General features: G+C 57.0%; 9 protein-coding genes. 2 read left to right on the top strand and 7 right to left on the bottom strand.

The window, feature by feature from the left end:
- The 5 genes from AC2FNU_RS05565 to AC2FNU_RS05545 form a co-directional block, all read right to left on the bottom strand.
- Positions 1-678: beta-keto acid cleavage family enzyme (locus AC2FNU_RS05565; protein WP_496785804.1), on the bottom strand; the 678-nt coding region annotated here is incomplete at its 3' end.
- Positions 675-1,469 carry an SDR family NAD(P)-dependent oxidoreductase gene (locus tag AC2FNU_RS05560; protein ID WP_496785801.1) on the bottom strand — a complete coding sequence of 265 codons (795 nt, stop codon included), beginning with the start codon at positions 1,467-1,469 and terminating at the stop codon, positions 675-677. The genes AC2FNU_RS05560 and AC2FNU_RS05565, both read right to left, overlap by 4 nt.
- Complete coding sequence (gene betC / locus AC2FNU_RS05555; protein WP_496785798.1) at positions 1,466-3,001, bottom strand: choline-sulfatase; 1,536 nt, start codon at positions 2,999-3,001, stop codon at positions 1,466-1,468. The genes AC2FNU_RS05560 and betC overlap by 4 nt, the downstream gene beginning before the upstream one ends.
- Positions 2,998-4,137: an aromatic ring-hydroxylating oxygenase subunit alpha gene (locus AC2FNU_RS05550; RefSeq protein WP_496785796.1), complete on the bottom strand. Its 1,140-nt coding sequence runs from the start codon at positions 4,135-4,137 to the stop codon at positions 2,998-3,000. Before AC2FNU_RS05550 ends, betC begins: the two co-directional genes overlap by 4 nt.
- A gap of 140 nt (positions 4,138-4,277) precedes the next feature.
- Complete coding sequence (locus AC2FNU_RS05545) at positions 4,278-5,294, bottom strand: GlxA family transcriptional regulator (RefSeq protein WP_496785793.1); 1,017 nt, start codon at positions 5,292-5,294, stop codon at positions 4,278-4,280.
- 181 nt (positions 5,295-5,475) lie between these two features.
- On the opposite strand from AC2FNU_RS05545, the gene msrA reads away from it, so the two are divergent.
- A complete protein-coding gene (gene msrA / locus AC2FNU_RS05540) occupies positions 5,476-6,147 on the top strand; it encodes a peptide-methionine (S)-S-oxide reductase MsrA (protein WP_496785791.1) in 672 nt (223 codons plus the stop codon).
- Here the strand turns inward: msrA and AC2FNU_RS05535 are convergent.
- Both AC2FNU_RS05535 and AC2FNU_RS05530 read right to left on the bottom strand, forming a co-directional pair.
- The gene (locus AC2FNU_RS05535) at positions 6,144-7,016 is read right to left on the bottom strand and encodes a ribokinase (RefSeq protein ID WP_496785787.1); all 873 of its coding nucleotides are present in this window, start codon (positions 7,014-7,016) and stop codon (positions 6,144-6,146) included. The two genes, msrA and AC2FNU_RS05535, sit on opposite strands and share 4 nt — an antisense overlap.
- A gap of 3 nt (positions 7,017-7,019) precedes the next feature.
- Positions 7,020-9,275, bottom strand: a complete 2,256-nt coding sequence (locus AC2FNU_RS05530) for an NADP-dependent malic enzyme (RefSeq protein ID WP_496785785.1) — start codon at positions 9,273-9,275, stop codon at positions 7,020-7,022.
- Positions 9,276-9,437: 162 nt separating this feature from the next.
- Between AC2FNU_RS05530 and mutS the strand changes: the two genes are divergently transcribed.
- A complete protein-coding gene (gene mutS / locus AC2FNU_RS05525; protein ID WP_496785809.1) occupies positions 9,438-12,053 on the top strand; it encodes a DNA mismatch repair protein MutS in 2,616 nt (871 codons plus the stop codon).
- Positions 12,054-12,063 lie beyond the last annotated feature (10 nt).

Raw genomic sequence — 12,063 nt, 5'->3', positions numbered from 1 at the left:
GCTGCCGCCAAACAGCTTTTCGGCAATTGTGTGCATGTGCATCAGATTGTCGGGATCAGCCCCCACGCCACCCAGAATGCCAAACACCATCTGGATAAAAAACGGCGGCTTCACCCAGCCCTGATCGACCACCCAAGCCAGATTGTAGAGGTGCCCCAAATCGTAGCATTCAAACTCGAACTTCGTGCCGTGACCTTCACCCAATTCCTTCATCGCATATTCGATATCGGCAAACGTGTTGCGGAAAATGAAGTCGCGGGTCATGTCCAGAAACTCGGGCTCCCAGTCATGTTTCCAGCCTGAATACTTCTGCATCATCGGGAAGATGCCGAAGTTCATCGACCCCATGTTCATGCTGGCCATTTCGGGGCTGGCCCGTAGTGCCGCACGCAGGCGTTCTTCGCGGGTCATGCCCAACCCGCCACCGGTTGAGACATTCATCACAGCACCGGTTGCTTGTTTGATGCGGGGCAGGAACTGCATGAAAAGGTCAGGGTCCGGATCTGGTCGACCGTTTTCCGGATTGCGAGCATGAAGATGGATGATCGAAGCCCCGGCCTCGACCGCGCCTATACTGGCCTCGGTGATTTCGTTTGGCGTGATGGGTAAGTGTTCTGACATGGTCGGCGTATGAATCCCACCAGTCGGAGCACATGTAATGATAACCGGTTTGCTCATAGCTTCATCTGCTGAACTTGTGCGCTCAGCCCCCCGTCCAGAACCCAAAGTTGACCGCTGGCATAGCGCGCCTCGTCCGAGGCCAGCCAGTTCACCAGATTGGCGATATCGGACGGCGTGCCATAAGTGCGCATCGGGTGCACATCGCGCACGGCCTGCTGCAACTGGTCAATGGTCTTACCGCCCCCACCCGAGCCATCGCCTGTGAAGAAACTTTGCAACATGGGTGTGTCGACATAGCCGGGGCATATGGCATTCACACGAATGCCTTCCGGCCCGTGATCACACGCCATCGCACGCGTCAGTGCATGAACCGCACCTTTGGTCGCGCAATAGGCGGCAAGGCCGGGGTCCGCAATGTACCCATCGTAACTCCCGAAATTGATGATCGAGGCTGATGTTCCCGACGCGGCCCCTTTGCGCAACAGCGGCAATGCATGTTTTGAAGTCAGGAACGTGCCCGTGACATTCACAGCGAAGGACAGGTTCCATTCCTCCAGCGTGGTCTGTTCAATGGTCTTTTCAATCTCGATACCAGCGGCGTTGACCAGAATGTCCAGTTGGCCAGCTTCGGCACCAACCTGTTCCATCGCGGCAATCGCATCAGCTTCCTGCGTGACGTCCAGTTTCACAAAGATGCTGCCGTCATCATCATGAGCCGCCAGAGATCCTTCGGGCGTCAGGTCAGCCGCATAGACCTGTGCACCCTCGCGCAGAAAACGTGCCACGATCGCGCGCCCGATCCCGCCGCGCCCACCGGTTACAAGCGCTGTTTTGCCGTCCAGCATCATTCTTTGGTCTCCTTCAAAGGCGGATAGCGATAGCGAGTCGCTGCAACCGTCCAGTCCATGTGATTGCGGACATATTCCTGCGTGGCGTCGCGCGGTGGATTGTAATCCCAGGCTTCACTGGCGCCCGCCTCCATCGCGGCGTGCAGAGCACGGCGGGACTTTTGCGTTGCAATGACGTCCGCGCGCAGGGTTTCACTGTTCCAACGTTGCGCCACTTCTTCAGCAAACTGCGCGGACTGCTCAGCGTAAGCCGGGTCATCGGCCACATTCACCTTCTCCAACGGATCCTTGGACAGGTCATAAAGCTGAGGTGGGTCCGGGTCGCAGTGGATATACTTCAACGAACCACGCCGGATCATGAATACCGGATAAGGCGTCATCTCGGCGCAATATTCACCGATGGCTTCATCCACAGGGTCGGTTTCTCCGCGTGCCAGCGGCATCAGGGATCGGCCGTCAATCGGTTCCCCGTAGATCGCATCAGAACCGCCAGCGATGTCCACAAAGGTCGGGAGCAGATCGAGCAGCGAGCAAGCGTTGTCGGCATACCCTTTGGCAACACCGGGGCCAGCCATGATCAAAGGCACTCGGGCAGAGTGTTCAAAGAAATTCATCTTGTACCAAAGCCCCCGCTCACCCAGCATATCGCCGTGGTCTGCGGTGACGATGACGATGGTATTGTCTAACGCGCCGATGTCTTCCAAAGCTTTGACTATCGCGCCGACCTTGCTGTCGAAGTAACTGACATTGGCCAGATAAGCGCGGCGCGCGCGGCGGATTTCTTCCACGGTCAGAGGGACATAGCTTGCCTCAATCCCATCCATCACGCGACGTGAGAACGGGTCTTGTTCCTCGGGCGTTAGTATAAATTCCGGCATCGGGACGTCTGCGTCGGAATACAGGTTCCACCACTCGGGCTTGGCCACATAGGGGTCATGGGGATGAATGAAGCTGGCCACCAAGCAGAACGGAGCATTATCCCCAGCCGCCCGATCGCGGCCCCTGTCGATCAACCAGCGGCGCGCGGCAAATTCGACCTCGTCGTCATAATCCGTCTGGAACGTGGCGACTGCCTCGCCACTTTCCTTGACGGTTTGCATGTTGTGATACCACTTGTCGATCCGCTCGTCCGGGGCTTCCCAATCCGGGGTCCAGGCAAAATCGGCGGGATAGATGTCGGTTGTCACACGGTCCTGAAACCCGTGTTTCTGGTCCGGCCCGACAAAATGCATCTTGCCCGACAGGCAGGTCCGGTAGCCTAACGCCTTGAGGTAATGCGCAAAGGTCGGGACCGAGGCGCGAAACTCGCTGGCGTTGTCATAAGCAGCGATCCGGCTGATCAACTGCCCGGACATGAACGCAAATCGCGACGGTGCGCAAAGGGGTGAGTTGCAATAGGCCGCGTCAAATCGCATCCCGCGCGCGGCAAGCGCGTCAATATGTGGGGTCTTGACCGTGGGATGGCCGTACGCGCCGCAAAAATGCGGCGCCAGTTGATCGGCCATAATCACAACGATGTTGGGCCGTTTCACGGTGCAGCCTTTGCATAGGCGTCCAGTACAAGCCCGTGGAAATGATGCACCGCATGTTCTGATTTGCCCGAACCATTGGGATCATGCACGATCCGACCTTGCGTAAAGGCCGGGGTGCTCATCCCGCGCTGAACGCTTTCGACAATGTCGATGTCTTCGCGTTGCAGAACCTCATCGAGATAGCGGATGGCTTCCAGCTCGGCCTCATCAGGTTCCGGGGTTTCAAGGAAGAAATCATAGGTTTCGAGCGTCCGGTCAGGACCTATCGGGATGATATTCAGCACGATCATCGAAGACCGCCCCGGATAGCGCATCAGACATGTTGTGGGCCACAACCACCAAACTGCATGGGTGCGCACAGTTGCATTGGACACGTCATAAGCCGTGTTGGCACCCTTACCCGCCTCGGCCATGTGGCTGGAGTAGATGCCGTATGTGGTCACCTTGTAGGTGTCCATATCGACCAGATCACAGAAATCCTTGTGCGCTGTCGGGCAGTGATAGCATTCAAGGAAGTTGTCGACGACGTTCTTCCAGTTCGACTTGATGTCATAGGTCAGGCGATGACCAAATGTCAGTTGCTCGATATCCGGTGCCCAGTGGCGGATTTCGGTTTCCAGATTTCCGGAAACTTCGCGCAAAGGTGCCGCGTTAGGGTCTAAATTGACGTAAATGAACCCGGCAAACTCTTCGACCTGTACTTGGTCCAGACAGATATCCGAAGTTTTGAAGTCGGTGAGATTCTCAGTCTCGGGCGCGCGCACCAATTGGCCGTCCAGTTTGTAGACCCAGGCGTGATATGGGCACATGATGCGTGTGGTTTCACCTTCGCCCGACAGCAGATGATGGGCCCGATGTTTGCAGACATTATAGAAGGCGCGCAGTGTGCCCTCGCGGTCGCGCACAACGGCAATTGGACGTCCGGCGATTTCGACGGTTGTGTATGACCCCGGAGCGCGCAGTTTTTCAACGTGGCACACCCATTGCCAGGTCTTGGCTAGCACTTCGTTTTGATCGACCTGAAACCAGGACGGATCAACATAGGCTTCGGCTTTCAGAGAACTGGTATTGTAAGGATCCGTGCTAAAACCATCGGAAATCCGCTCGAACTGGGTTTTGGACGGCAGCTGGCTCATGGGTGGCTCCACAGCTCAGGGGCAGGCATTGCCCCGATGATTGACGTGTGGCGCGTATGATCTTCTGAGTCTTTGTTGGTTACTTAACTTTTTCCGCCTGATTATTTTCCTTTTTGGCCAAATAAATGATTCCGATGCTATCAGTCTTTAGCCTTGCGATGCATCGGCCAGGCGCGGAATTCGAATGGAACCCTGCCCTCGACCCGGTCGCGCGTTGGGGGCAGGCCAAATCTTTCTTTATACGCCCGGCTGAAATGCACGGGGCTGGAAAAGCCCGCAGCCAGGGCGACCTCTGCGATGGGAAGTTCGGTCTGCGTGACCAGGCCACGCGCCCGATCCAGCCGAATGTCACGATAATAAAGCGCAGGCGTTTTCTTGATGTAAGTCGCGAACAGCCGATCCAGTTGGCGATGAGAGATTCCCGCGCGCTTGCAAATCTGGGGAACGGGAATGGGCTCCTCAAGATTGGCCTCCATCACCTGAATCGCCGTTTTAAGCTTGGCGGGCACTGTCGTTCCCAAAGGCTCGGTCCCTTGAGGTTGTTGTTGTTCCGCAGGGCCGCGTAATCGGTCGTGAAACACGTACCTGGCCGCTGCATTGGCAAGGGCGCTGCCATGTATCCCCTGAAGAATCTGCAAGCCAAAGTCAGTTGCTGCAGAACCGCCGCAACAGGTAAGCCGATTGCCGTCCATAACATAAAGATTCTCAACAACCTCTATCTCTGGATAAAGCTCCTGCAATGCATCGATATGCTCATAATGAACGGTGGCGCGCCGCCCATTTAACAGCCCGGCCTGCGCCAGTATGAAGGCGCCCGTATCCAAGGCACCCAAAGTCGCGCCGCTGCGCGCAAGTTGGCGCAAGGCTGTTCCCAGTTTGGATGTCAGGTGCCGTTCCGGTGTCCAACTGGACGAGACAATGACGATATCCGCCTCGGAAAAAGGAAGCGCATCAAGCGATTTAGTTTCAATGCCTGCACCATTGCTGGACACACAGAAACCGCCTGCTTCTGACAGGAAGTCCCATTTGAAATAGGGCTTTCCATCCAGATAGTTGGCCGCGCGAAACGGGTCGATGAACGCCATGGTTGCTGCCATATTGAAGCTGGGCGCAACTATCACCAGCACGCGCGTCGAAACCTGCATCTCCTGTGTCATCGATCCTGATTCCAAGCTTGCATCACCACATCCCAGAAAATGTCTTTTGATTGCGAGACACAAGGTTTCTTGGGACTTGGCTGAAGCTGATAAACTCGTCTCACCAGCGCGTGACATGGGATGTCAGGCAATTGCATGTTGGTTCAAGTCAGGTCACCTTGGATCTGAAAGGAGACCTGACATGACACGGACTGCTTACCTCGACACGCTTAAACCAGCCCTTCTGTTCACGCTGATCGGCTTGGCGGCGATGCTGCGCGCTTTGCCTGCGCCGGCGGCGGGAACAGAAACACTGACAGTAGCCGGAGGATGTTTCTGGTGCGTTGAATCTGATTTTGAGTCGGTCCCCGGGGTCATCGAGGCGATTTCAGGTTACACTGGTGGCAACTCAGAAAATCCCACATATGATCAGGTCACAAAAGGAGGAACCGGCCATTACGAGGCGGTTCAGATCACGTTCAATCCGGCTCAGGTCTCGCGTGAAACACTTTTGAACATGTTCTTCCGCTCAGTCGACCCCACAGATGCCGGGGGGCAATTCTGCGATCGCGGCGACAGTTACCGCACGGCAATTTTCGTCTCTAACACAGGGGAAAAAGCTTTGGCCGAAAAAGCAAAAGCAGATGCGCAGCGGGCTTTGGGCCAGACAGTTGTAACGCCCATCCTGAATGAAAGCACTTTTTACCCAGCCGAGGCGTATCATCAGGATTACTACAAGGGGAACAAACTGATCTTCACCCGCTTTGGGCCCAAGCGACAGCACAGCGCGTACAAAGCTTACCGCAAAGCTTGCGGCCGTGACGCACGCGTCAAACAGCTTTGGGGTTCCGACGCTCCGTTTGTCGGATCTTAATCGAAAGACGCGTCGCGCACCTCTTTCAGGTCAGGAATAACATCAGCCGTCCCGTGCCGCGTAACCATCAGGGCCGCGGCGCGGTTTGCTTGCAGAATAGCCTGTTCCATAGGCATCCCACGATCCATGCCCGCCAAAACATAGCCGGTGAAGGTATCGCCTGCCCCTGTGGTGTCGACAGCCTGCACCTTGTGCGCTTCAAACTCGACCGGATCACTGCCATTCTGCAAATACCGCGCGCCTTTTGAACCCAGCGTGACAATCACGTGCCGCACTGGCAGATCAGCCGCGCTTAACCCGGTTTCCTGACGCAGCTGTTCAGCCTCGATCTCGTTGAGGATCAGGAAGTCCAGATATGGCAGAACCGCCTTTACCGCCTGGGCCTGAAACGGTGCAGCGGCATAGCACACGGTTAATCCCATCCGGTGCCCCAACTGCGCGGCTTCAACCTGTGCGTTGGTTTCATTCTGCAGGATCAGCAGGTCACCCGTGCTTGCCGATGACAGCGCTTGTCCCAGATCGCTGACCTCTAACGCATGATTGGCACCGGGATACAGGATGATCAGGTTTTCGCCCTCAGCATCCACGGCAATAATTGCGTGCCCGGTCGGTACATCTGCCTCTGAAATGTAACGCGTATCCACGCCATATTCCGTCAATCGGTCTTTCGCCCAGCGCCCATCATGGCCGACAGCGCCGATATGGCTGACACGCGCCCCGGCCCGTGCCGCTGCCACCGACATATTGGCCCCCTTGCCGCCCAGAAACCGGTCCAGCCCAAGGGCGGCCAGAGTTTCCCCCGGCGCAGGCAAATGCGGCAGGTCATAAACCATATCCGCGTTGATCGAGCCGAGGTTCCAGATCGTCATGACTTATCCAATATCGCATGAGGCCAGAATGGCCATGTTGAGAATGTCGTTCGCGGTCGAAACGGTGGAACAGATCTGAATCGGCTTATCCACGCCCGACAGGATCGGGCCAATGACGGTCGCGCCGCCCATCTCCTGCATCAGCTTGGTCGAGATCGAGGCAGAGTGCCGCGCCGGAACGATCAAGATGTTCGCCGGACCTGTCAGACGCTGGAAAGGATAAGTGGCCTGCTGATCCACGTTCAGGGCCACATCAACCGTCATCTCGCCTTCATACTCGAAATCAACGCCGCGCTGGTCCAGAACTGCGGGCGCGCGGTGCATTTTCTCGGCGCGTTCCGAGACCGGATAGCCAAATGTCGAGAAACTGACAAACGCAACCCGAGGCTCCAGACCCATGTGTCGGGCGACGGCTGCAGAGCGCTCGGCGATATTGGCCAGATCGTTTTCGTCCGGCCATTCATGCACCAGAGTGTCCCCAATCAAGACAATCCGACCTTTGTGCAAAAGGGCCGTCACACCAGCAGCCCCATGCGCAGCATCGGCGTCAAAGACGTGATTGATCCGATCCAGCACATGAGCCGACTTGCGCGTCGCGCCCGTGACCAGCCCATCCCCGTGACCATGGGCCAGCATCAATGACGAGAACACGTGCCGATCCCGCGCAGCAAGGCGGTGAATGTCCTTGCGGTCAAAACCCTTACGTTGCAGGCGCTCATAAAGGAAGTTCGAATAAGTCTCGAGATGGGTGGTATTGGCGGCGTTCACAACTTCGATTTCTCGTACCGCATCCCCAAGACCCGTGGCTTCCAGCTTTTCTTTGACATCATCCGCGCGTCCGACCACAAGCGCTTTACCAAAGCCTGAACGCTGATACATGACCGCAGCGCGCAGCACCCGTGGATCATCGCCCTCGGCAAAGATCATCCGGCTTTGCGCCTGACGCGCACGGGCGTTCAAACCGCGCAGGATGCTTGCGGTCGGATCCATGCGGGATTTCAGGCTTAGTTCATACGCGTCCATATCAATGATCGGGCGACGTGCTGCACCAGTATCCATTCCGGCCTTGGCAACGGCTGGTGGAATACGGTGGATCAGCCGCGGGTCGAACGGTGTCGGGATGATATAATCGCGCCCGAAAGTCAGCGATTTGCCATAGGCCATCGCGACCTCATCCGGCACATCCTCGCGCGCCAGATTGGCCAGCGCGTGGGCGCAGGCAATCTTCATCTCGTCATTGATGGCGCGGGCATGGATGTCCAATGCACCCCGGAACAGGTAGGGGAAGCCAAGTACGTTATTGACCTGATTGGGATAATCGCTGCGCCCGGTGGCGACGATGGCATCAACGCGCACCTCATGTGCTTCTTCCGGCGTGATCTCGGGGTCAGGGTTCGCCATCGCAAAAATCACCGGGTTGTCCGCCATGCTTGCGACCATTTCTTGTGTGACCGCACCTTTGACCGACACGCCAAGAAACACATCCGCGTCCTTCATCGCATCTTCCAGCGTACGCAAATCCGTGGAGATGGCGTGGGCGGACTTCCACTGGTTCATACCTTCGGTCCGGCCCTGATAAATCACGCCTTTGGTGTCACAGACAATGCAATTCTCGTGCCGTGCGCCCATCGCTTTCAGCAATTCGATACAAGCGATCCCTGCCGCGCCCGCACCGTTCAACACGATCTTCACATCCTCGATCTTCTTACCCGAAATATGCAGCGCGTTCAGCAAACCCGCGGCACAGATCACCGCCGTCCCGTGCTGATCGTCGTGGAAGACAGGGATATCCATCTCTTCTTTCAGACGCTGTTCGATGATGAAACACTCGGGCGCTTTGATGTCTTCCAGATTGATGCCGCCAAAAGTCGGCCCCATAAGGCGTACAGCACGGCAGAACTCATCCGGGTCTTCGGTGTCCAATTCAATATCGATCGAGTTCACATCGGCGAACCGCTTGAACAGAACAGATTTCCCTTCCATCACAGGTTTTGAGCCCAGCGCGCCAAGGTTTCCCAAACCAAGTACCGCCGTCCCGTTCGAGATCACAGCCACCAGGTTGCCCTTGTTGGTGTAGTCATAAGCAGTCTCAGGCGCTTCGGCGATGGCTTCACACGGAACGGCCACGCCGGGGCTGTATGCCAGTGACAGGTCTCGCTGCGTGGTCATGGGAACAGTGGCTTGCACTTCCCATTTGCCGGGGGTGGGGTCCAGGTGAAAGGCCAGTGCCTCTTCTTTGGTGATCTTCGCTTTGGGCATGGGAAATGTCGTTTCTTTGCATCTGTTGGGCTGTTGCCTCATAACGCAGGCAACGGCGCGCCTCAACGACAATACGTTTTCGCCTTTCGTCGCAGGGGCCGGGTTTGTAAGGTCACGCCCGGAAACGCCAAAAGGGGGCCGCCTTTGTCCACAGTCACGCCGATGATGGCGCAATACCTCGAGATCAAAGAGGCCCACGCCGATGCATTGCTGTTTTATCGCATGGGCGATTTCTACGAAATGTTCTTCGAAGATGCTGTCAATGCCGCCGAAGCGCTGGATATCGCCCTGACCAAGCGCGGCAAGCACAATGGTAACGATATTCCCATGTGCGGTGTGCCAGTGCATTCGGCCGAAGGGTATTTGCTAACCCTGATCCGGAAAGGCTTTCGCGTCGCTGTTTGCGAACAAATGGAAAGCCCTGCCGAAGCGAAGAAAAGAGGCTCTAAATCGGTCGTAAAGCGCGATGTTGTGCGTCTGGTGACACCCGGAACACTGACCGAGGACGCCCTGCTTGAGGCCCGCCGTCACAACTTTCTGGCCGCCTATGCCGAGGTTCGGGATGAGGCCGCTCTGGCCTGGGCCGACATCTCGACCGGTGCGTTTCACGTGATGCCGTTGACCTCTGTGCGCCTCAGCCCGGAACTGGCCCGTCTGGCCCCGTCCGAGTTGATCGTGGCAGACGGGGCGCAAGACAGGTTGCACGAAACGGTTCGCGATCTTGGGATATCGCTGACGCCGGTGGGACGCGCCAGTTTTGACAGCACGGCAGCGGAAAAGCGCATCTGCGGTTTGTTTAACGTCGGCGCGCTGGACGCATTTGGAAGTTTCGGTCGTGCCGAAGTGTCGGCGATGGGTGCGCTGATCGACTATCTGGAAATCACGCAAAAGGGTAAACTGCCTCTGTTGCAAACCCCGCTCAGGGAATCTGAAGACCGCGTCGTTCAGATCGATGCTGCCACGCGTCGCAATCTTGAACTGACACGGTCGCTTTCTGGTGGACGCGCCGGTTCGCTTTTGTCCGTGGTGGATCGCACCGTCACTCCGGGCGGTGCGCGGTTGCTGGAGCAGCGCCTTTCCAGCGCGTCCCGAAACCTGGACATAATCCATGCGCGTCTGGATGCAGTCAGCTTTGCAGCCGCAGACAGCCTGATCACGACAGACTTGCGTGAAGCGCTGCGCAAAACACCGGATCTGGACCGCGCCCTGTCACGGTTGTCCCTCGAACGAGGAGGCCCGCGCGATCTGGCCGCCATTCGCAACGGACTGGCGCAAGCCGCTAAAATTGCAGAAATGTGCGAAACCCAAGATTTGCCAGTTTTATTGTCGACCGCAGTCCAAAACCTGACCGGGTTTGACGACCTTCTCAGCCTGCTTGACGAAGCGCTTGTCGCCGAACCACCCTTGCTGGCGCGCGATGGTGGTTTCATCGCCCCTGGCTTTGACACCGAATTGGATGAGGCCCGCACGCTACGCGATGAAGGCCGCTCGGTCATCGCCGGATTTCAGCAAAAATACGCGGAACACACGGGCATCACCTCGCTGAAGATCAAGCACAACAACGTGCTGGGGTATTTCATCGAAACCACCGCGACCCATGCCGAGAAGATGCTGAACCCGCCGTTCAGCGAAACCTATATTCACCGTCAGACTACCGCCAATCAGGTGCGATTCACCACCGTCGAACTCTCGGAAATCGAAACTCGCATCCTGAACGCCGGGAATCTGGCGCTTGAGATTGAAAAGCGGCTCTATCAAAGGCTTTCTGATGAAATTTTGGCCCTTGCCGCCCGACTTAACCAGGCCGCACGGGGGCTGGCTGAACTGGATTTAACAACGGCATTGGCCGATCTGGCACGTGGTGAAAACTGGTGCCGGCCACAGGTCGACAGCTCTCGCACCTTCGACATTCAAGGTGGCCGCCATCCGGTTGTAGAACACGCCCTGCGCCAGCAAAGCGGTGATGCCTTTGTCGCCAATGACTGCAACCTCAGCGCTGATCAGGGTGCGGCCATCTGGTTGTTAACCGGTCCAAACATGGCCGGTAAATCGACCTTCCTGCGCCAAAACGCCCTGATCGCTCTGCTCGCCCAAATGGGCAGCTACGTGCCTGCTGAACGGGCCCATATTGGCGTCGTCAGCCAACTCTTCAGTCGGGTCGGCGCGTCGGACGATCTGGCCCGCGGTCGATCAACCTTTATGGTTGAAATGGTCGAAACAGCTGCGATCCTGAACCAGGCCGACGACCGTGCGCTGGTTATTCTGGACGAAATCGGCCGCGGCACCGCCACTTATGACGGCCTCTCAATCGCGTGGGCCACACTGGAATATCTACACGCCTCCAACAAATGCCGCGCTCTTTTTGCCACGCACTATCATGAACTCACAGCTCTGGCTGGCAAACTTGAAGGTGTCGAAAACGCAACCGTTGCGGTCAAAGAATGGGAAGGTGAAGTGATCTTCCTGCACGAGGTTCACAAAGGTGCCGCCGACCGATCTTATGGTGTGCAAGTCGCCCAACTTGCTGGCCTGCCAGCATCGGTTGTCGAACGCGCCCGTGTCGTTCTGGATCAATTGGAGAAAACCGAACGCGAAGGTGGAAAGCAAAAAGCTCTGATCGACGATCTGCCATTGTTTTCAGCCGCGCCACTACCTCCGCCACCTGCCCCAATGACCTCGCCTGTCACGGATATTCTGGACGATGTCTTGCCGGACGAGCTTACCCCTCGTGAAGCACTCGACCTGATCTACAAACTGAAAGAGGCGGCCAGAACCTGACCGCCCCTTC

The sequence above is a fragment of the Ruegeria sp. BHSB064 genome (genome assembly GCF_059613205.1).
Note: the sequence above shows the minus strand (reverse complement) of the source record. Positions and strands in the feature narration are given on the sequence as shown.

Bases quoted from the DNA above. Each gene is read 5' to 3' on its own strand.
- AC2FNU_RS05560 (WP_496785801.1), bottom strand. From the start codon at position 1,469: ATGATGCTGGACGGCAAAACAGCGCTTGTAACCGGTGGGCGCGGCGGG.
- AC2FNU_RS05550 (WP_496785796.1), bottom strand. From the start codon at position 4,137: ATGAGCCAGCTGCCGTCCAAAACCCAGTTCGAGCGGATTTCCGATGGT.
- AC2FNU_RS05545 (WP_496785793.1), bottom strand. From the start codon at position 5,294: ATGACACAGGAGATGCAGGTTTCGACGCGCGTGCTGGTGATAGTTGCG.
- msrA (WP_496785791.1), top strand. From the start codon at position 5,476: ATGACACGGACTGCTTACCTCGACACGCTTAAACCAGCCCTTCTGTTC.
- AC2FNU_RS05535 (WP_496785787.1), bottom strand. From the start codon at position 7,016: ATGACGATCTGGAACCTCGGCTCGATCAACGCGGATATGGTTTATGAC.
- AC2FNU_RS05530 (WP_496785785.1), bottom strand. From the start codon at position 9,275: ATGCCCAAAGCGAAGATCACCAAAGAAGAGGCACTGGCCTTTCACCTG.
- mutS (WP_496785809.1), top strand. From the start codon at position 9,438: ATGATGGCGCAATACCTCGAGATCAAAGAGGCCCACGCCGATGCATTG.